This is a genomic window from Nocardia sp. NPDC003979, assembly GCF_053605015.1.
Genome location: NZ_JBSGIJ010000012.1, coordinates 132,487 through 152,015 on the forward strand (window position 1 = coordinate 132,487; position 19,529 = coordinate 152,015).

Annotated in this window: 18 protein-coding genes; 7 read left to right on the top strand and 11 right to left on the bottom strand. The window is 68.5% G+C overall.

Going from position 1 to position 19,529, the window contains the following annotated elements:
* Positions 1-326: 326 nt before the first annotated feature.
* Positions 327-1,649, top strand: coding sequence for a hypothetical protein (locus tag ACWEVR_RS23875; protein ID WP_084456789.1), 1,323 nt, complete (start codon positions 327-329; stop codon positions 1,647-1,649).
* The gene (locus ACWEVR_RS23880) at positions 1,640-2,476 is read left to right on the top strand and encodes an Abi-alpha family protein (protein ID WP_452468791.1); all 837 of its coding nucleotides are present in this window, start codon (positions 1,640-1,642) and stop codon (positions 2,474-2,476) included. Before ACWEVR_RS23875 ends, ACWEVR_RS23880 begins: the two co-directional genes overlap by 10 nt.
* On the opposite strand, the gene ACWEVR_RS23885 is transcribed toward ACWEVR_RS23880, so the two are convergent.
* Positions 2,473-4,263, bottom strand: a complete 1,791-nt coding sequence (locus ACWEVR_RS23885) for an ABC-F family ATP-binding cassette domain-containing protein (RefSeq protein WP_452468792.1) — start codon at positions 4,261-4,263, stop codon at positions 2,473-2,475. The genes ACWEVR_RS23880 and ACWEVR_RS23885 overlap by 4 nt on opposite strands.
* 75 nt (positions 4,264-4,338) lie before the next feature.
* Positions 4,339-5,265, bottom strand: a complete 927-nt coding sequence (locus tag ACWEVR_RS23890) for a 4-(cytidine 5'-diphospho)-2-C-methyl-D-erythritol kinase (RefSeq protein WP_452468793.1) — start codon at positions 5,263-5,265, stop codon at positions 4,339-4,341.
* Positions 5,266-5,438: 173 nt separating this feature from the next.
* Here ACWEVR_RS23890 and ACWEVR_RS23895 point away from each other — a divergent pair, with 173 nt between their 5' ends.
* Positions 5,439-5,645 carry a cation transporter gene (locus ACWEVR_RS23895; RefSeq protein WP_067485507.1) on the top strand — a complete coding sequence of 69 codons (207 nt, stop codon included), beginning with the start codon at positions 5,439-5,441 and terminating at the stop codon, positions 5,643-5,645.
* A 42-nt stretch (positions 5,646-5,687) separates the two neighbouring features.
* On the opposite strand, the gene rsmA is transcribed toward ACWEVR_RS23895, so the two are convergent.
* The 5 genes from rsmA to ACWEVR_RS23920 all read right to left on the bottom strand — a co-directional run bounded on the left by rsmA (position 5,688) and on the right by ACWEVR_RS23920 (position 11,181).
* Complete coding sequence (gene rsmA, locus ACWEVR_RS23900; protein WP_452468794.1) at positions 5,688-6,569, bottom strand: 16S rRNA (adenine(1518)-N(6)/adenine(1519)-N(6))-dimethyltransferase RsmA; 882 nt, start codon at positions 6,567-6,569, stop codon at positions 5,688-5,690.
* Between the two features lie 34 nt (positions 6,570-6,603).
* The gene (locus tag ACWEVR_RS23905; protein ID WP_067637941.1) at positions 6,604-7,746 is read right to left on the bottom strand and encodes a lipase family protein; all 1,143 of its coding nucleotides are present in this window, start codon (positions 7,744-7,746) and stop codon (positions 6,604-6,606) included.
* Between the two features lie 62 nt (positions 7,747-7,808).
* Positions 7,809-8,939, bottom strand: a complete 1,131-nt coding sequence (locus ACWEVR_RS23910) for a lipase family protein (RefSeq protein WP_452468822.1) — start codon at positions 8,937-8,939, stop codon at positions 7,809-7,811.
* A gap of 116 nt (positions 8,940-9,055) precedes the next feature.
* Entirely contained in the window at positions 9,056-10,183 is a 1,128-nt protein-coding gene (locus ACWEVR_RS23915; RefSeq protein WP_067485499.1) for a resuscitation-promoting factor, read from the bottom strand.
* A 164-nt stretch (positions 10,184-10,347) separates the two neighbouring features.
* Positions 10,348-11,181, bottom strand: coding sequence for a TatD family hydrolase (locus ACWEVR_RS23920; protein WP_452468795.1), 834 nt, complete (start codon positions 11,179-11,181; stop codon positions 10,348-10,350).
* Between the two features lie 22 nt (positions 11,182-11,203).
* On the opposite strand from ACWEVR_RS23920, the gene metG reads away from it, so the two are divergent.
* A complete protein-coding gene (metG, locus tag ACWEVR_RS23925) occupies positions 11,204-12,769 on the top strand; it encodes a methionine--tRNA ligase (RefSeq protein ID WP_452468796.1) in 1,566 nt (521 codons plus the stop codon).
* 51 nt (positions 12,770-12,820) lie between these two features.
* Here the strand turns inward: metG and rsmI are convergent, their stop codons facing one another.
* Positions 12,821-13,648 carry a 16S rRNA (cytidine(1402)-2'-O)-methyltransferase gene (gene rsmI, locus ACWEVR_RS23930; RefSeq protein WP_452468797.1) on the bottom strand — a complete coding sequence of 276 codons (828 nt, stop codon included), beginning with the start codon at positions 13,646-13,648 and terminating at the stop codon, positions 12,821-12,823.
* A 195-nt stretch (positions 13,649-13,843) separates the two neighbouring features.
* On the opposite strand from rsmI, the gene ACWEVR_RS23935 reads away from it, so the two are divergent.
* Positions 13,844-15,394 carry a dolichyl-phosphate-mannose--protein mannosyltransferase gene (locus ACWEVR_RS23935; RefSeq protein WP_452468823.1) on the top strand — a complete coding sequence of 517 codons (1,551 nt, stop codon included), beginning with the start codon at positions 13,844-13,846 and terminating at the stop codon, positions 15,392-15,394.
* A 4-nt stretch (positions 15,395-15,398) separates the two neighbouring features.
* On the opposite strand, the gene ACWEVR_RS23940 is transcribed toward ACWEVR_RS23935, so the two are convergent.
* Both ACWEVR_RS23940 and arcA read right to left on the bottom strand, forming a co-directional pair.
* Entirely contained in the window at positions 15,399-15,755 is a 357-nt protein-coding gene (locus tag ACWEVR_RS23940) for a GntR family transcriptional regulator (protein WP_452468798.1), read from the bottom strand.
* Complete coding sequence (gene arcA, locus ACWEVR_RS23945) at positions 15,755-16,990, bottom strand: arginine deiminase (RefSeq protein WP_452468799.1); 1,236 nt, start codon at positions 16,988-16,990, stop codon at positions 15,755-15,757. Before arcA ends, ACWEVR_RS23940 begins: the two co-directional genes overlap by 1 nt.
* A 121-nt stretch (positions 16,991-17,111) precedes the next feature.
* Here arcA and soxR point away from each other — a divergent pair, with 121 nt between their 5' ends.
* Together soxR and ACWEVR_RS23955 are read left to right on the top strand one after the other, a co-directional pair.
* Positions 17,112-17,597 (top strand): redox-sensitive transcriptional activator SoxR, encoded by a 486-nt coding sequence (gene soxR / locus ACWEVR_RS23950; protein WP_067485487.1) that lies wholly within the window; start codon positions 17,112-17,114, stop codon positions 17,595-17,597.
* A gap of 32 nt (positions 17,598-17,629) precedes the next feature.
* Positions 17,630-18,382 (top strand): isocitrate lyase/PEP mutase family protein, encoded by a 753-nt coding sequence (locus ACWEVR_RS23955; protein ID WP_452468800.1) that lies wholly within the window; start codon positions 17,630-17,632, stop codon positions 18,380-18,382.
* Positions 18,383-18,397: 15 nt separating this feature from the next.
* Here the strand turns inward: ACWEVR_RS23955 and ACWEVR_RS23960 are convergent, their stop codons facing one another.
* Positions 18,398-19,525, bottom strand: a complete 1,128-nt coding sequence (locus ACWEVR_RS23960; RefSeq protein ID WP_452468801.1) for a glycosyltransferase — start codon at positions 19,523-19,525, stop codon at positions 18,398-18,400.
* Positions 19,526-19,529 lie beyond the last annotated feature (4 nt).

The window sequence follows — 19,529 nt, forward strand, 5'->3', positions numbered from 1 at the left end:
GTCTCGCCGTGGACAACGATCGCCCACCAGATTATTGCCCGACCACGCTCCAGGCACAGTGCGATCTACCGCGCGCCCCTGTCCGCGCCCTCGATTGTGGCCTGTCACGAAATGTGGTGATGGTCATTGTTCCGACTCGGTGGGCCGAGTGCGGCATCCGCGACAGGTTCTGTGACTGATGTCTCAGACACTACCCTGTGGCCTGGAACACGGCGAATGGACCCGGTTCCGTACCTCACAGTAGGGTCACCTCGCTGCGGGGGTGCTAGTTTTTTGAACGCCGGTGAAGGCGGTGGTCACCGGGTATCGGCAGGAGGGTGTCGTAAGTGCTGGAAAGTGTGTTCGGTATACATCCGACGCTCCTGCTCGAAATTCTGACCATCCCGTTGTTCACAGGCGTCATCGGTTACATCACCAACTGGACCGGCATTCTCATGCTGTTCCGGCCGCTCGAGTTCCACGGCGTCAAGCTGCCCGGTCTGCGCACGGTGTTTCCCTACCTGCCCAAGCGAATTCAGGTGCTGCCGCTGCTCAGTTACGACGGCCGTATCGGCTGGCAGGGCATCGTCCCCTCCCGTGCCGACAAAATGGCGAGCATCGCGGTCGACAAGGGTCTGTCGAAACTGGGCAGCGTCTCCGACTTCTACCGCGAACTCGAACCCGACAAACTCGCCGAGCACCTGGCCCAGGTGGCCGACGCGCAGATTCGCGACATCGTCGAGGTGATCCTGCGCCGTGAGCATCCGCAGCTCTGGTACAACCTGCCCACCCAGGTGAGGGAGATGATCCACCAGCGGGTGCGCTCGCAACTGCCCGAGATCCTGCGCGAACTCACCATGGAACTCGGCACCAATATCGATCAGCTGCTCGATGTGAAGCAGATGGTGATCCGTTATTTCCAGGCACGCCCGCAATTGCTCAACCAGTTGTTCCAGGTGCTCGGCGCCAAAGAACTCCGGTTCATGCAGAATTTCGGTTTCTATTTCGGCGCGCCCTGCGGTCTGCTGCTGGTACTGGCACTGCACACCACTTCGCTCTCGCCCCTGATCGTGCTGCCGCTCGGCGGCATCGTGATCGGCTGGGTGGTGAACTGGGTGGGTCTGAACATGATCTTCGCGCCCGCCGAACCCAAGTGGTGGTGCCCGTGGCGGCAGGGTCTGCTCATCAAGCGCCAGCCCGAAATCACTTCCGGCTACGCGGCTTTGGTGTCGACCGAGGTGCTCACCGTCGCCAACATCGGTGACGAACTGCTCAACGGCCCGCGCTCGGACCGCACGCTGCAGATGCTAGAGGACACGCTGCGCCCGGCCGCCGACCGCGCCCTCGGCCCGGCCAGGCCCGCGGTGAAGTTCATGCTCGGTAGCCGCGAATACGACTCGCTGCAGTCCACCCTCACCGCCGAGGCCATGACGATCGCGCCGATGGCCTTCGCCGACCCCGAGTTCAATGTCCAGCAGGGCCGCCAGGTCAACGAATTCATCGCCCGGCAAATGTCCGCGCTTTCGCCGCACGACTTCGTGGACATGCTGCGTTCAGCGATCAAACAGGACGAATGGTTGCTTTTCGTCCATGGCGGCGCGCTCGGGCTCATTGCCGGATACGCTCACATCCTGGTCTTCGGAACAGGAGTAGCGACGACATGGATGTAGACGACGGACCTCCGTCCACCGAACTGGTGCGACGGTCGGTGCCGTCGCCCGATGCCCGCCGCGGTGTGCTCCCGGTATCACCGGTGCGCACCGCCCGTGCGGCGACCGGTGTCGCGCGCGTGGCGATCACCGCCGCGTCGGGGATGACGATGTGGACCCTCGACGCCGCCCTCGGTGTCACGGTCACGGTGCTGCGCGGCAGTATCGCGGGGACACCGCCCGCCGAGGTACTCGCCGACGCGCAGACCGAAGTACGCGACCGGCTGCGCAACGCCCTCGGCCTCCCCTCGAGCGGGGAACAGCACGGTGGTCCCGGCATGCCGACGCTGCGCGAGCAGGGCGCCGAACTGCTCCGACTGTCGGCGAGTACCCATGCGGTGGCACCGGATTCGCATCCGGCCTACCCGGGCATCCTCGCCGAGATCACCCCCGACGAGGCGCGCATCCTGCGGTTTCTGCACGTGGACGGGCCGCAGCCGTCGATCGACGTGCGCACCGGACGTCAGCGGGCGTTCGGCGGCGAACGCCTCATCAGCGGGCTCACCATGCTCGGTGAGCATGCGGGCCTGCGTTTTCCGAACCGGGTGCCCCAGTACCTGCCGAACCTGCGCAGGCTCGGGCTCATCGAGGCCACCCGGGAGCCGGTGGGCAACCCGAGCCGCTACCAGCTCATCGAGGCGCAGGAACAGGTGCGGGAGGCGATGAAGCGCGCCAGTTTCGGCACCAAGGTGAGCTACCGCAGCATCGTGCTCACCGAGTTCGGCGCCGACTTCGTCCAGACCTGTTTACCGGTCGTGATCAACGACGGCCGCGAAGCCGCGACCTAACTCTCGGCCGATTCGGCGAGTTCCATCCAGCGCTCCTCAGCCGCTTCCTTTTCCGCGACGACCTCTTTGAGCTCGGTGTTGAGCTTGACGAGTTTGTCCGGGTCGGTGGCGGCGTCGGCGAGGGCGGTGTGGAGCTTCTGCTCGCGCTCGTCGAGCTTGGCGATGGAACGTTCCAGGCGCGAGAGTTCCTTGCGCGCGGCACGGCGGTCGGCCGAATCCGTCGACGTGGCGGTCGACTTGGTGTTGATCGGCTTGGCGGCGTCGGTCTGCGCGGCGCGGCGGGTGAGGTACTGGTCGATCCCGCCGGGCAGGTTGGTGAGCTTGCCGTCGCCGAACAGGGCCCAGGTGGAGTCACAGATGCGTTCGACCAGGTAGCGGTCGTGACTGATGACCACGAGGGTGCCCGCCCAGTTGTCGAGAAGGTCCTCGAGCTGCTGCAAGGTGTCGATATCGAGGTCGTTGGTCGGCTCGTCGAGCAGCAGCACGTTCGGTTCGGCCATCAGGATACGGGTGAGCTGCAGGCGGCGGCGTTCACCACCGGAGAGGTCACCGACCGGGGTGCGCTGACGGGCGGGGGTGAACCCGAGCCGCTCGGCGAGCTGCCCGGCCGAGATCTCCTTGTCGCCCAGCATGATTCGCTGTGCGATCTGCTGCACGGCCTCCAGCACACGCATATCGGTGGGCAGGTCGTCGAGTTCCTGACGCAGCCAACCGATCTGTACGGTCTGACCCTGGATCCGCTTGCCCGCGGCCGGTTCCGCGTCGCCGGCCAGGGCGCGCAGCAGCGTCGTCTTGCCCGAACCGTTCACGCCGACGAGACCGACCCGTTCGCCGGGCGCGAGCCGCCAGGTGAGGTCGCTGACCAGCTCGCGACCGTCGGGGGTGGTGAGGGTGGCGTCTTCGAGCTCGATCACCACGCGGCCGAGGCGTTTGCGGGCGAAGGCGGCCAGCGAGACGGAGTCGCGCGGCGGCGGCACATCGGCGATCAGTGCCTCGGCGGCCTCGACGCGGTAGCGCGGCTTGGAGGTGCGGGCCTTGGCGCCCCGGCGCAGCCAGGCCAGTTCCTTGCGGGCCAGGTTGGCGCGGCGCGCCTCGGAGGCATCGGCCTGGCGGGCGCGTTCGGCGCGGGCGTAGATCCAGTCGCCGTAGCCGCCCTCGTAGGTCTCCACCTTGCCGCCGACGACCTCCCAGGTGCGGGTGGCGACGGTGTCGAGGAACCAGCGATCGTGGGTGACGACCACCAGCGCGGTACGACGGGCGATCAGGTGCTGGGCCAGCCACTGCACACCCTCGATGTCGAGGTGGTTGGTCGGCTCGTCGAGCACCAGCAGGTCGAGGTCGCGCACGAGCGCGGCGGCCAGCGCGACGCGGCGGCGTTCCCCACCGGACAAATTGGTGACCGGGGTGTCGAGGCCGAGGTCGGCGATGCCGATGCCCTCGAGCACCGTGCGGATGCGCGCGTCGGCGGCCCACTCGTGTTCGGCGATGTCGACGGTCGACAGATCGTCGGACAGTCCCGCGAGCACCACCGACCCGACCGTCGCCCCCTCGGGCAGCACACCGCGCTGGGTCACTACGGCCATCCGCAGCCCACCGACCCGGCTCACCCGACCGCTGTCGGGCGGTTCGAGACCCGTCAGCACCTCGAGCAGCGTGGTCTTTCCGCCACCGTTGAGACCGACCACCCCGATTCGTTCCCCGGCGTGGATACCGAGGGAGACGTCGTCCAAGAGCGGCTTGATGCCGAAGCTCTTGGAGACTTGTTCGAGGTTGATCAGGTTCGACATAGGTGTTCTTCGCCCGCCTTCCGCGTGACTATCCGGCTGGGCCGAGCCTACTCACCCACTCATGGCCCGCCGCGTTCAGTGCGCTTCGTGGTCGAGCACTCGCGCGCCGGGTACCGGGCCACTCGCCGTGCGCACGCTGCGGCACACGCCCGCTCCGGCCAGTTCGGCGGCCACCGCGATGGCCGCCTCCTCCGTCTCACACAGGAACGCACAGGTCGGGCCGGACCCCGACACCAGCCCGGCCAGCGCACCGGCTCCGACCCCGGCGCGCAAGGTGCGGCGCAGTTCCGGTTTCAGGGAGAGGGCGGCTGCCTGCAGGTCGTTGCCGAGCAGCGGGGCGAGGGCGTGCGGGTCGCCTGCGGCCAAGGCCTGCAGGAGTTTCTGCGGGTCGCCGAGGCGCGGCGGGTCGCCTTCCTCGCGCAGGCGGTCGAGTTCACGGAAGACCGACGGGGTGGACAGCCCGTCCTTGGCGAGGGCGAGTACCCAGTGAAAAGTGTTGCGCGACAGCACCGGCAGCAGCTGTTCACCACGACCGGTGCCGAGTGCGGTGCCGCCGTGCAGGGCGAACGGCACGTCGCTGCCGAGTTCGGCGGCGACCGAGGTCAGTTCGTCGCGGCCGAGGCCGAGGTCCCACAGCTCGTTGAGCCCGACGAGCGCGGCGGCCGCGTCGGCGCTGCCGCCCGCCATGCCACCGGCCACCGGGATGCCCTTGGCGATGGCGATCTCCACCAGTGGCGCACGCCCGGCCAGGTGGGCGAGCGCGACGGCGGCCTGCCAGACGAGGTTGGTCCGGTCGGTGGGGACCTGCGCCGCGCCCTCGCCTGTCACCCGGACGGTGAGCGAAGCGGCGGGGGCCAATCGTAGGTCGTCGGACAGGGATAATGCCTGGAAGACCGTGGTCAGGTCGTGGTACCCGTCGGCGCGCAGATCACCGACTCCGAGATGCAGATTCACCTTCGAAGGAGCGCGCACGACGACCGGGCTGGGCACAACTGACAGCACGATCACCAAGCGTAACCGGTAGTACCGACGAGTATGGGCGCAGAAACGGCCGACCGGTCGGTGGGTATCCGCGATGGACGAACCGAGGGCTTGCGCTCAGTACCCACGGGGGGTATGTTCATTCGTGTCGGGGGCATACCCAGGGACCGTATATTCGAGCGAAGGAGTCGGCCATGGCCACCACCACTTACACCGTCACGGGGATGACCTGCGGACACTGCGTGAGCTCGGTCAAGCAGGAGATCGGCAAGATCGACGGCGTCACCAGCGTCGACGTCGACCTGGCCAGCGGACTCGTGCGCGTCGACAGCGCGAACGAGGTGTCCGAGGCCGAGGTGGCCGCCGCCGTCGACGAGGCGGGTTACGAACTCGCCCGCTGATCCTGCTGTGGCCCGCACCGACGGGGTGCGGGCCACAAGGGTTCAGCCCTGAGCAGCCAGTTTCACGAACGCGGCGGTCTCGAGAGTCTCACCACGCGCCGTCGGATCGATACCCGCGGCGACCAGCCTGCGCTCGGCCTCGGCGGGCGAACCCGCCCAACCGGACAGCGCAGCCCGCAAGGTCTTTCGCCGCTGGGCGAAGGCCGAGTCGATCACCTCGAACACCCGCCTGCGATGCGCGTCGTCCATCGGCCACGGCGGTTCGGCATACCGATCGATGCGGACCAGGCCCGATTCCACCCGCGGCACCGGCCAGAACACCTGTGTACCCACATGACCCGCGCGCCTGACCTTCCCGAAGAAACCTGCCTTGACGCTCGGCACCCCATACACCCGGTTGCCCGGTTCGGCGGCTAGCCGGTCGGCCACCTCGGCCTGCACCATCACCAGCGAGACCTTGATGCTCGGCAACTCGGCGAGCAGGTGCAGCAGCACCGGCACGGCCACGTTGTACGGCAGGTTCGCCACCAGCGCGGTCGGTTCGGCGGGCAGCTGATCGGCGCGCACACGGAGCGCGTCGGCCTCGACCACCCGCAGATTCCCGACCAGGTCGGGAGCGCGATCGGCGACGGTTTCGGGCAGGTAGTTCGCGAGCACCGGGTCGATCTCCACGGCGACCACCTGATCGACCACATCGAGCAGGGCCAGCGTCAGCGAGCCGAGACCGGGGCCGACCTCGAGCACCGTGTCGCCGCGACCGACACCCGCCGCGGACACGATGCGCCGCACCGTGTTCGCGTCGTGGACGAAGTTCTGCCCGAGCTGTTTGGTCGGTCGCACGCCGAAGCGTTCGGCCAGCGTACGCACCTCGGCGGGACCGAGCAGCGCGGCGGGACCACGAGCGGAATTATCGGGTTCGGACACTGCTAGAACTTACCAACCTCGCCGATCGGGCAGCTCAGCGCTGTGGCGGGGCGGCGTTGACCCGGGCGAGGAAGGCATCGATGGCATCGAGCTGGGCCGGTGTCACCGAGCCGTGTGTGCCGGTGCCGGGCAGCACCTGGTGGTCCACTCCGTTCACGGCGAACTGAGCGACCAGCGCCGCGTGCAGCGGGGACGGGACGATCGTGTCGGTGACATTCATGGTCAGCAGGATCGGCGCGTCGTAGCCGCTGGTCGGCAGGGCCATGTAGGCCGCGAGGGCGCCGCGCAGCGGTTCGATCGGACGGACGAACATATCGCGCGAGGTCATCCCCTTGGTCTCGGCGACGATCGTGTCGAGGCACTGGCCCGCGGCCGCGTCGATGACGGCCTTGCCACGCGGCGTGAGGTAGGAGTCCACGTCGAGTTCGGGGTGGGTGGCGCGCAGACCCGCGAGGATGCTGACGAGGAAGATCGTGCTCCCCGGCGGGCCGGGCACGTCCGGTCCCATGAACGGCAGGACCTTCTCGACATCGGAGGCAGCATCGATGGCGACCGTGCCCCGGAAATCGAGTTCGGGAGCGTAGGAGGACTGGACGTGTGCCGAGCTCAGCGCCGCGTGCCCACCCTGTGAGGTACCGACCACGCTCCACGTGCGCGACAGACCGGGTTCGGCGGCGCGAGCCGCGCGGACCAGATCGATGGTCGCGGTCGCCTCGCTGCGCACCTCGAGATACGGATGCGGACCGGTGTCGAAGCGGCCCAGGCCAAGGTAGTCGGGCGTGACGACGGCGAAGCCCTGCTCGACGAAGCGTTTGATGAGCCGGTCCTCGGCCGCGCGCTGCGCCGGGAACGGCGCGGTTTCCGGGTCGGCCTGACCGCCGCAGCCCCGGCCGGAGCCGGAACTGCCGTGGTCGTAGGCGATGATCGGCCAGCCGGTGGCGGGTGCGTCACCGCTCGGCAGGAACAGCGCACCGCTGGCCGGGCGGGCGACGCCGGCGGAGTCGGTCATCCAGTACTCGATGGAGGAGCCACGATCCAGGCCGTGCCAGCCCGCCGCCTCGGCCTGGGCCGAGATGAGCGAGCCGGGCGTTTCGGCGGACGCGGGAGCCAGACCGGCGAGCAGCGCGGCGGAGGTCAGGGCCGCGACAACGGCCGCTCTGATCGGCTTGTCAGACATGGACTCGTCTCTCCACCAGGGGGATCATGAACTTGGACGAGTGTACAGATAGGTGGTCGGGATCAGCGTGCTCGAGCCAGGAATTGATCGATAGCCACCCACATCGCCGGGCTCAGCTGGGTGTGACTCCCCGTGCCGACCACCGTCTCGAATGCCACGCCGCCCGCGGCGAACTGCGCCGCGAGCGCCGCGTGCAGCGGGGACGGCACCGTCCGGTCGGTGGCGTTCACCAGCAGCAGGATCGGTGCGTCGTAACCGCTGGTCGGCACGGCCATGTAGTCGGTCATCACCGAGCGCAGCGGTTCCTCGCCGAGCGAGCGCGACAGCAGGTCGCCGAGAGAGAGGTCGGCGACGCGGTCGTCGATGGCGTCCTGGCACAGCGTGCCGATCTCGTCGAGCACCTGCCGACCGAGCGGGCTGAGGTAGCTGTCGACCTGCGCCTCCGGCCGGGCTGCACGCAAGCCGGCGAGAATGCTCGCCGAGAAGCCGAGGGTGCCGCCGCTCACGCGGTCCGGGTTGCCCGGACCGAGCAGCGGGGCGACCTTCTCCACATCCGAGGCCGGATCGACGGCGATGGTGCCACGGAAATCCAGCTCCGGCGCGTAGCTCGCCTGCCGGTGCGCGGTGGCGAGCGCGGCATGCCCACCCTGCGACATCCCCGATGCCAACCACACCGGCGAAAGCTCCGGATGCATCGACCGGGCCGCGCGCAGCAGATCGAGCGTGGCGGTCGCCTCGGTATCGATGTCGAGGTACGGATGCGGCCCGGTGTCGAACCGACCGAGCCCCAGATAATCCGGGGCAACCACCGCGAACCCACCTGCCACCACGTGTCGGATGAATTCGTCTTGCCCCACTTGCGATTCCGGCCACGGCGCCCCCGCCGGATCCGATTGCCCACCGCAACCGGAACCGAGCCCGGTGGTGCCGTGGTCGTAGGCGACGATCGGCCACCCGCCCTCGGGCGCGGGGCCGTCGGGCAGATACAGCACGCCACTGGCCGGCTGGGTCGCCCCGCCGACTCCCCTGGTCGAGTAGTCGATGATCTCGGCATTCAGTCCGCGCAGTACCGCGGGCATCACGGCGAGCACCTCCCCGGGCGACTCCGCGCGCGCACCCGGCGCACCGATTCCGAGTCCCACCGAAACAGCCACCGCCGCAGCCGCGCATCGCAACGCCGAAACACCGCGCATCTCAACCACCCGTCGACTCGTCCGAAGCCGACCCCACCGCACGAGCACAGCAGACCCGGCGAAACGAGTGCACGCTACCGCACGGCAATCCCCCGCCGTGCCAGCGACTTACCTGATCAGCTCAGGCCCAGGCGGCCGGTGCAGGCGGGCCAGGCGCCCCAGCCCTGGCGGGCGCGGGTCACTTCGGCGATGGCGATCTGTTCCTCGCGGGTGGCCAGGTCGGCGCGGGGGGCGTATTTGAGGCCGCCCTGGCGTTCCCAGGTGCTCTGGTCGAACTGGATGCCGCCGTAGTAGCCGTTGCCGGTGTTGATCGACCAGTTGCCGGTCGACTCGCACTTGGCCAGCGCGTCCCAGATGTCGCCGTCGCGGACCGGCGGCACCTCGGTGCCCGGCTTGGCGCCCTTGCGGATCGTCTTGGGCTGGGCGGGAGTGATGACCTTCGAATTGGTCTGCACGCGATGGGCTTCCACACCGTTGATCATGGTCACCGCGAAAGTCGCCTCGTGCAGGCCGGGCGCACCGGGGTTCTCCACGACGGTGCGGCTCATGTTCATGGTGACGTCCTCGATCACCTGCTCGGTGGGTTCCAGCGGCAGGGTCTCGGTGCGCTCCTCGACGCGCTGACGGGTGACGGTGACCTTCATATCGCCGGTGAGCGGGGTGCTCGCGGCGGGCTCGGCGAAGTCCTGGTCTTTGAGCGGGATGCCCGCGGCGGTGAGGAAATCGCCGACGGTCGGGGCGGCCAGTCGCACGTCGACCGGTTCGCCACCACCGTCGACGACGGTGACGGTGCGCGGGGTGTACACGCTCAGCGCGGCACCGGCCAGCGGCAGCTTCTCGGTGCGGGTGGGCACCACGTGGGTGTCGGCCGGGATCTGCATCTGCGCGAGCGCCTCACCGGCGGTGATGCCGGTGGTCCACACCTTGCGTTCGGCGCCGTCGACGATCACCGTGATCTCGCGGCCACGGTTGAGGGTGATGGTCGCGCCGTCGGACACCTTCGTGCCGGCCGCCGGGCGGACGTCGTCGTGTTCGGTGAGTTCGTAGCCCGCGTCGTCGAGGATCGCGCGCACATCGCGCGACATCGTGGTGAGCTCGACGCGTTCCCCGTCGACCACGATCGCCACGGTCTTGTGGTTGACGATGGCCATCGAGGCGCCGACGAGCAACACCAGCAACAGGGCCGCCGCCGCCGCGTACAGCAGCGGCGAGCGGGACGAGTTGATCCGTGCGAAAGCCGACATGGTTACGGAACGATAACGACAAGGTCGACTGCGGACAACAGGGTGCCACCCGATCAGCGGGACTACACATTACGATCCGATATAGACGCCGCAGGTAGATAACAGCTTCGACACGAGATTGTGACGCGGAACACGTTTATTGTTCAGGCCCCTGAAAAACGGACTTATCGGATGCGATAGAGCCGTCGCGCGTTCGCCGTGGTGATCTCCGCCAGTTCCGCCGGATCCTGCTCCCGGACCTCGGCCAGTGCACGCACCGTGTACGGCAGGCAATACGACTCGTTCGGCGCGCCTCGATACGGATGCGGCGTGAGATACGGCGCATCGGTTTCCACCAAGATCTGATCGCCGGGCACCAGTTTCGCCGCCTCACGCAATTCGTGCGCGTTCTTGAAACTCACCGTTCCGGAAAAACTGAGCACGTATCCCTCGGCCACACATGCCTGCGCCATGTTCGCGTCCGAGGAGAAGCAGTGCAAGATCACCGTGTCGGGGGCGCCCTCGTCGAGCAGCACCGCGAGCAGGTCGTGGTCGGCCTCGCGGTTGTGGATCATCAGCGGCTTGCGCACCCGCTTGGCCAGGTCGATGTGCCAGCGGAAACCCTCGATCTGGGTCTCGATGTCGGCGCAACCGTCGAGTTTGCCCGGCCAGTAGTAGTCCAGGCCGGTCTCACCGATCGCGACGACGCGGGGGTCGGTGGCGAGGTTCTCCAGTTCGGCCATGGCCTTGTCGTCGAGGGCGTTGGCGCGGGTGGGGTGCAGCGCGACAGCCGCGTACACGCGCGGGTCCCAGTTCGCGGCCCGGACCGCCCACTGCGCGGCGGCGAGGTCGTCGGCGACCGTCACCACATGGCCCACACCGACGGCGGCGGCCCGGTCGACGATCGCGGTGGTCGAGGCGGCATCGGTCGCACCGCAGGCGTCGAGGTGGGTGTGCGCGTCGATCAGCGGCGCGAGCGGTGCGGGAGGAGGCGGAGCCGGACGATTCTGGTTTGCCACGCGGATTACAGTAGTTGCCATCATGAGCGAGCGAAGCGAGCAGCAGCCGGCCTTCTACATCACCACGGCCATCGCCTACCCGAACGGTGCACCGCATATGGGGCACGCGTACGAGTACATCTCCACCGACGCGCTTGCCCGCTTCAAGCGTCTCGACGGCTACGACGTGTTCTTCATGACCGGCACCGACGTGCACGGCCAGAAGATGCAGCAGACCGCGGCCGCCGAAGGCGTTCCGGTACAGGAACTCGCCGCACGCAACTCCGACGTGTTCGAGGCCATGGACAAGGCCCTCGACGTCTCCTTCGACCGCTTCATCCGCACCACCGACGAGGACCACAAGGCCGCGAGCGTCGCCATCTGGGAGCGCATGCTCGCCAACGGCGACATCTACCTCGACAACTACTCCGGGTGGTACTCGGTGCGCGACGAGGCGTTCTACACCGAGGAGGAGACCACCCTCCTCGACGACGGCACCCGCGTGTCCACCGAGACGCAGACCCCGGTCACCTGGACCGAGGAGTCGAACTACTTCTTCAAGCTCTCGCAGTACCAGGACAAACTGCTCGAGCTCTACGAGACGCACCCCGAATTCATCGCCCCGGCCACCCGGCGCAACGAGATCGTGAGCTACGTCAAGGCCGGGCTGAAGGATCTGTCGATCTCGCGCACCACCTTCGACTGGGGTGTTCCGGTGCCCGGTCATCCCGATCACGTGATGTACGTGTGGGTCGACGCGCTCACCAATTACCTGACCGGCGTGGGCTTCCCGGATACCGACTCCGAGCGGTTCCGCAAGTTCTGGCCGGCGAACGTGCACATCATCGGAAAGGACATCACTCGCTTCCACACGGTGTACTGGCCCGCGTTCCTGATGTCGGCGGGTATCGAACTGCCGGAGCGCGTGTTCGTGCACGGGTTCCTGTACAACAAGGGCGAGAAGATGTCGAAGTCGACGGGCAATATCGTCGACCCGCTCGAACTGGTCTCCACCTACGGTCTCGACCAGGTGCGCTTCTTCCTGCTGCGTGAGATCTCCTACGGCCAGGACGGCAGCTACAGCAACGAGGCCATCGCGGGCCGCATCAACAGCGACCTGGCCAACGAGTTCGGCAACCTGGTGCAGCGCAGCCTGACCATGGTCAACAAGAACTGCGACGCCAAGGTCCCCACGCCGGGCGAACTCACCGCCGATGACCGCGCCCTGCTCGACCGCGCGGCGGGCCTGCTCGACAAGTGCCGCACCGAATTCGACGCCCAGCAGATGCACCTGGCCCTGGAAGCCGTCTGGCTCACCCTCGGCGAGACCAACCGCTACTTCTCCGCCAATGCCCCCTGGGCCCTGCGCAAGTCGGGCACCGAGGAAGACCTGGCCCGCATGGCGACGGTCCTCTATGTCACCCTCGAGGTGGTCCGCATCGTCGCGATCCTGGTCCAGCCGGTGATGCCCGGCTCCGCCGCGAAGATCCTCGACCTCCTCGGCCAGGAGGCCCGCACCTTCGCCGACATCCCCACCCCCCTCGTCCCCGGCACCGACCTCCCGGCCCCGGAACCGGTGTTCCCCCGGTACGTGGAGCCGAAGGAGTAGATCCGGAACAACTGCGGTGCACCCGATCTCGGATGCGCCGCAGTGTCGTCTTCACTCGGCGGAGCGGGCGGCGAGTACGGCGTCGTAGAGTTCGCGGCGGGAGGCGCCTCGGCCTGCCGATACTTCCGCGCAGGCGTCTTTGAGGCGCATACCGCTCGCGACGAGGGTTTCGACTTCGTCGACGAGTTGGGCCGGTTCGGCCGTAACCGGTTGGGCGCCTGCGAGAACCACGGTGATTTCGCCGCGCGCGCCGTCGACCGCCCATTCGGCGAGTTCGCCGAGGGTGCCGCGGACGACTTCTTCGTAGGTTTTGGTGAGTTCGCGGCAGACGGCGGCGCGGCGGTCCGGGCCGAGGACGGTGACGGCGTCGGCGAGGCAGTCGGCCAGGCGGTGGGGTGCTTCGAAGAAGACGCAGGCGCGTTGTTCGGAAGCCAAGGTGCGCAACCACTCCCGGCGCTGGCCGCCTTTGCGCGGTGCGAAACCGTCGAAGCAGAACCGTTCGACCGGCAGGCCCGACAGGGCGAGCGCGGTGGTGACGGCCGACGGGCCGGGCAGGCAGGTGACGGGCAGGTCGCGTTCCACGGCGGCGGCCACCAGCCGATAACCGGGGTCGCTCACCGACGGCATGCCCGCGTCGGTCACCAGGAGCACGGTGAGTCCGCTCGCGATGTCGTCGAGAAGGGCGGGAATGCGGGCGGTCTCGACATGGTCGTAGAAGCTGACGACGCGGCCGGTGATCTCCACACCGAGAGCCTTGGCGAGCGATCTGGTGCGGCGGGTGTCCTCGGCGGCGACCACGTCGGCCGTGCCGAGCGCGTCGCGCAGACGCTGCGACGCATCGCCGATATCGCCCATCGGGGTTGCCGCTAGGACCAACACGGTGGGGTTCCGCCTCTCCGGGAGTTCGGCCGCAGGCGGTGCGTGCGGCGCGCGGTGCCAGTGGATGGCGCGACGTCCATTCTGTCAGGTGACCCGGTCCCGACCGGTGTCGGCTCGGCCCGAGTCGGTGGCACCGCCTACGATCGGGGCGTGATCCCGGTGACCGAAGCCCGTTCGACGCGCCCGGTGTCGGCCGTGGTGAGCCCGGTGCCGCTGCGACCGGCCCCCGATTTCGGGCCGCTCGACACCGCGCGGGGCTGGGCGGTCACCCTGGTGCTCACGGTGATCGCGGGCGTCACCCGCTTCCTGAACCTGAACTATCCTACCGACGCGCGCACACCGGTTTTCGACGAGAAGCACTACGCCCCGCAGGCCTGGCAGATGGTCACCGGCGGCGGCGTCGAGGACAACCCCGCCTACGGCCTGGTCGTGCACCCCCCGGTCGGCAAACAGTTCATCGCCCTCAGCGAGGCCCTGTTCGGCTACAACGCCTGGGGCTGGCGCGGCACCGCCGCCCTGGCGGGCACCGTGCTGGTGCTGCTGGTGATCCGGATCGTGCGCCGGATGTCGCGCTCCACCTTGATCGGCGCGTTCGCGGGCATCCTGCTCATCGCCGACGGCCTGACCTTCGTGTCCTCACGCATCGGCATGCTCGACATCTTCATGGCATTGCTGGTCACCGCCGCGTTCGGCTGCCTGATCGTCGATCGCGACGAGGTGCGTGAGCGAATGGCCGCCGCCGACCTGGCCGGTCGCGTCGGGCTCACCGATTGGGGGCCCCGGCTAGGGGTGCGCTGGTGGCGTTTCGGCGCCGGCGTGCTGCTCGGTCTGGCCTGTGGAACCAAATGGTCGGGCATCTACTTCATCATGTTCTTCGGGCTGATGAGCGTGGCGTTCGACGTGAGCGCCCGGCGCGCGTACGGGGTGCGCAAGCCGTGGGTCGGCGCGCTGGTGCGCGATGTGGGGCCAGCGCTGTACGCCCTCGTCGTCATTCCGCTCGTGGTGTACCTGTCGTCGTATTGGGCGTGGTTCGCCAGCGAGACCGGGACCTACCGGCACGCGGTCGGCAATCAGATCGGCACCGGTGGGGCATTCGCGTTCCTGCCCGACGCCCTGCGCTCGCTCTGGTACTACCAGGGCGAAACCCTGGACTTCCATTCGACTCTCACCAATTCGGCGGGCAATCACCACCCGTGGGAATCCAAGCCGTGGACCTGGCCGATGGGTCTGCGCCCGATGCTCTACTACTACGCCGACGGCACCGTCACCGGATGCGGCGAGGCGCAGTGCGTGAAGGCCGTGATGGCCATCGGCACCCCGGCACTGTGGTGGCTCGCGCTGCCTGCGCTGGGCTGGATGATCTGGCGCAGCGTCACCCGGCGGGACTGGCGGTACGCGGCGGTGCTCGTCGGCTACGGCGCCGGTCTGCTGCCCTGGTTCCTCACCCTCGACCGGCAGATGTACTTCTTCTACGCCGTCGTGCTCGCACCGTTCCTCGTGATGGGTATCGCGCTGGTCCTCGGCGACATCCTCGGTTCGTCGCGGCCGGTGGGGATACCGCGCAGCCCTACGGGCACCTACCTGCCCGCCCCGGTCGACGAGCGCTACGCCCTCGGGCTGCTGATCGTCTCCATCTACCTGGGCCTGGTGATCGCGAATTTCGTCTGGCTGTGGCCCATTCTCACCGGGATGCCGATCAGCCCCGCCACCTGGCAGGACCACCTCTGGTTACCGAGCTGGCGCTGACACCTCAGCCGAGCGCACGGTGGACGAAGTCGATGGCGTCGCCGTCGGTGAGGCCGAGCCTGCGGATGGTCGTCACGTAGTCGACGGCGGCGCGGCCGGCGATATCGCGGGTCGGATCGCCCGACGACGCGATGAAAGAGCCCTGGCGGCCACGGGTTTCGAGGACACCGTCGGCCTCGAGTTCGCGGTAGGCGCGGGCGACGGTGTTCGGTGCGATACCGAGATCGGCGGCCAGCGCCCGCACGGTGGGGATCTTGGTGCCCGCCGTGAGCGTGCCCGCGCGGACCTGTTCGATCACCGCCATGCGCAACTGTTCGTAGGGCGGCTGGGTGGAATCGGCGGACAGCTCGACGTGGAACATCACACCTCGTCTCGGGACAGCGGGCAGGACATGCATCGGGGGCCGCCGCGCCCGGACCCCAGCTCCGAACCCTGGATGGTGAGCACCTCGATCCCCGCGTCGGTCAGGCGGGAGTTGGTCATCTCGTTGCGTTCGTAGGCCACCACGACGCCGGGGGCGAGCGCGAGGGTGTTGTTGCCGTCGTCCCACTGCTCGCGTTCGGCGGCGGGCCCGTCGCGACCGGTGTCGATCACCCGCAGGGTCGGGATACCCATCGCGGCGGCAGCGGCGGGCAGGAACGGTTCGGGACCGCTGATGCTGATGCGTTCGGTGTCGCCACGTCCGGCGAAGCCGTCCTCGCGGCGAATCGTAAAGGCCTGCAGGGTTTCCCGGACACCGGGGTACATCACCACCGCATCGGTGTCGACCATGGTGCACACGGTGTCCAGGTGCATGGTCGCACGGTTCTGGGCGATCGGCACCACCAGCACGGTGTGCGCGAGGTCGTCGTCGAAAAGACTGCGCGCCAACGCTTCCGCACCGGCGGGGGTGGTTCGCTCGCCAACGCCCACCGCGACGACACCGGGAGCGAGCAACAGCACATCACCGCCTTCGATGGGGGCCGTGTGCGATTCGTAGGCCCGGCGCACGCCGAGGAAACGGGGGTGGAAGGCGTAGACGAGGTCGGTGATGGAGGTTTCGCGACTGCGCGCGGGCAGGGCGAGCGAGGTGATCGCCACCTTGGGACCGACCCAGAACGACGAGTCGCGGGTGAACAGCAGGTTGGGCAGCGGGTCGATGACGAAATCGGCACCGTGATGCATCCGCCGAACCAGCGATGTGGAGTCGGGACCGAACGGCAGTTCGTCGAAAGTCATTCCGGCCGTGAGTATGTCGGCCAGTTCGGGGGCCTCGACCTTGCGGAGTTCGGCGGCGAGCTGGTCGGCGAGATCGTGGCCGAGCCTGCGCGCGTCGACGGCGGCGGAGATGCCCTGGATACGGGCGGCGCCGCTGGTCGCGAGGGTTTCGGTGAGCAGGTCGGCGAGCAGCAGCACCTCCACGCCACGCCCGCGCAGGACGGCGGCGAAGGCGTCGTGTTCCTCCTGGGCGCGTTCCACCCAGGGGATGCCGTCGAAGAGCAGCTGATCGTTGTTGCTCGGGGTGAGCCTGCGCAGCTCATCGCCGGGCCGGTGCAGCAGCACCGTGCGCAATGTGCCGACCTCGGAGGTGACAGCCAGGCGCGAGTCCGTTCCCATGCCGAAACCGTAATGCGAGCGGGGCGCGCCTGCCAGGAAGACCCGCACCGAGTCACCCCGTTTTCGTACACCACACAAGTACCTCAAGTATGGTTGAGGTGAAAGCGGGAGGAGACAGGAAATGACGACGGCCGATTGGCAAACGAAGGAGCTGACCCCCGGGCAGCTCTCCGAGCGTAGTGGAGTTGCAGTGTCCGCGTTGCACTTCTACGAACGCGAAGGTCTCATAACGAGTCGTCGAACCAGTGGCAATCAACGCCGCTACGCACGCGAGACGTTGCGGCGGGTGGCGTTCATCCGCATCTCCCAGCGCGTCGGCATCCCGCTCAGCGATATCCGCTCCGCGCTCGACCGGCTGCCCGAGGGCCGCACACCGACCCGACGCGATTGGGAGGCCGTGTCGACCACCTGGCGTGCGGATCTCGACGAACGAATCACCCAGCTCACGCGCCTGCGCGACAATCTCACCGGTTGCATCGGCTGCGGCTGCCTGTCGCTGGGTTCGTGCAAGCTCGTCAACGAACACGACCGCCTCGGCGCGGAGGGGCCGGGCGCGCGCGTGCTCGATGTACACCTCAACTGCCCACCGAAAAGTGGCTGCGCCTAGCCACTGCCGCACGGCTGGGGCATCATCGCGGTATGACTTCACTCGAGACCCGCGCCAAGTCCCTGCTCGCGCTGCACCGTCCCGGCGACCCGGTGGTCCTGCCGACGGTGTGGGACGCCTGGTCGGCGAATGCCGCTGTGAGTGCGGGCTTTTCGGGACTGACGATGGGCAGTCATCCGGTCGCTGACTCGATCGGGCGCCCCGATGGTGAGGGGATGAGCTTCGACGAACTGCTCGCGCGTGTCGCGCAGGTGACCGCCTCGGTGGAGGTGCCGGTGTCGGTCGACATCGAATCCGGGTACGGCCTCGAACCGTTGCAGCTCATCGACGGCCTGCTCGGGGCGGGCGCCGTCGGCCTCAATATCGAGGACACCGTGCACAGCGAGGGCAAGCGGCTGCGCGATGCCCAGGAGCACGCCGACCTGGTGCGCGGCCTGCGCGAGGCCGCCGACGCCACCGGCGTGCACGTGGTCGTCAATGCCCGCACCGACCTGTTCCTGCGTCAGGACGGCGAGGAAGCCGACCGCGTCGACCGCGCCGTCGCCCGCCTCACCCTCGCCGCCGAAGCGGGCGCCGACGTGCTCTACCCCGTCGGCCGCCACAGCGACGAAACCCTTCGCCGCCTCACCACCGAACTGCCGCGCCCGGTCAACGCGATCGGCCAACCCGGAACTCCCGCCAAGTCCTATTTCGCCGACCTCGGGGTAGCCCGGATCAGCTTCGGCCCCTTCCTCCAGGCGGCGCTCGCCACCGAAGCGACCCGTCTGCTCGAGACCTGGAAGTAGCCCGGCTGAGATAGGTCAGCGGTTCAGGACCGCGAGCATGCCTGCCACCGCCCGGGGCCAGGTGAATTGTTCGGCGCGGTGGCGGGCGGCTTGGCGACGGTCGGTGGTCGGCATGGCGAGGACGTCGGTGACGGCTCGGGCGAAGGCTCGGGGGCGGTCGGCGGCTACGGCGCCGCATTCGGCGGTGATGATGTCGGCCAGGGCCGAGGAGCGGCTGGCCACCACGGGGGTGCCCGCGGCCAGGGCTTCCAGGGCGGCGAGGCCGAAGGTTTCGTGGGGGCCGGGGGCCAGGGAGACGTCGGCGGTGGCGAGCAGGGTCGCCACCTCGGCGCGGTCGCTGATGAAACCGGTGAAGTGCACGGCCGGTTCGCCGCCGGGTAAGGGCGGCAGGGTGCGGGCGCGGCGTTCGAGGGATTCGCGGCGGGGGCCGTCGCCCGCGACGACCAGGCGGGTCGGCATGCCCGCGCGGTGCAGGGCGCCGATCGCCTCGATGCTGCGGTCCACCCGTTTCTCCACCGACAGCCGCCCGCAGTGCACGAGCAGTGGATAACCGTTCACGCCGAGGTCGGCACGGAGCTGCCGGTCGCGCTTGCGCGGGCTGAACAGGTCGAGGTCGACACCGAGCGGGACGAGTTCGACATTGGGGGCACCGATCCGCAAGAACTCCTCGCGGGCGAAATCGGTGGTGCACACGACCATGTCGTAGTCGTCGGCGGTGCGCCGGTTGGCGACGTCGGCGCAGCGCCGGGCGGCGGGCCCGGGGAGTACCTGACCGAGCAGCCGGTCGAGCCGTTCGTGCGAGATCATCACGCTGGTCACGCCGCGCCGCCCGGCCCACCGTCCGAAACCGCGCAGGGTGAGCCGGTCGGACACCTCGAGCACATCGGGCCGCAGGCCGGCGAGTACGTCGGCCACCGCCCGCGGGTCGGCCGCGCGGTACCCGCCGGTGAACGGAATGCCGAAGGCGGGCAAAGTGATTCGCAAAGCCCCGGTGGACAGCACTTCCTCGCTGCGGCGCGGACCCGGCACGATCAGCACCACCTCGTGTCCGGCGGCCACATACCCTTCCCCCAGGTGGTGCAGCGCGGTGCGCAACCCACCGGATCGTGGGCCGTAGAAATTCGCTAGCTGCACGATGCGCACATGC

Coding starts and splice junctions, on each gene's coding strand:
- ACWEVR_RS23880 (WP_452468791.1), top strand. CDS start 1,640: ATGGATGTAGACGACGGACCTCCGTCCACCGAACTGGTGCGACGGTCG.
- ACWEVR_RS23955 (WP_452468800.1), top strand. CDS start 17,630: ATGACTTCACTCGAGACCCGCGCCAAGTCCCTGCTCGCGCTGCACCGT.
- ACWEVR_RS23910 (WP_452468822.1), bottom strand. CDS start 8,939: ATGCGCGGTGTTTCGGCGTTGCGATGCGCGGCTGCGGCGGTGGCTGTT.
- arcA (WP_452468799.1), bottom strand. CDS start 16,990: ATGGGAACGGACTCGCGCCTGGCTGTCACCTCCGAGGTCGGCACATTG.
- ACWEVR_RS23885 (WP_452468792.1), bottom strand. CDS start 4,263: ATGTCGAACCTGATCAACCTCGAACAAGTCTCCAAGAGCTTCGGCATC.
- ACWEVR_RS23940 (WP_452468798.1), bottom strand. CDS start 15,755: ATGTTCCACGTCGAGCTGTCCGCCGATTCCACCCAGCCGCCCTACGAA.
- ACWEVR_RS23905 (WP_067637941.1), bottom strand. CDS start 7,746: ATGTCTGACAAGCCGATCAGAGCGGCCGTTGTCGCGGCCCTGACCTCC.
- ACWEVR_RS23895 (WP_067485507.1), top strand. CDS start 5,439: ATGGCCACCACCACTTACACCGTCACGGGGATGACCTGCGGACACTGC.
- metG (WP_452468796.1), top strand. CDS start 11,204: ATGAGCGAGCGAAGCGAGCAGCAGCCGGCCTTCTACATCACCACGGCC.
- ACWEVR_RS23915 (WP_067485499.1), bottom strand. CDS start 10,183: ATGTCGGCTTTCGCACGGATCAACTCGTCCCGCTCGCCGCTGCTGTAC.
- soxR (WP_067485487.1), top strand. CDS start 17,112: ATGACGACGGCCGATTGGCAAACGAAGGAGCTGACCCCCGGGCAGCTC.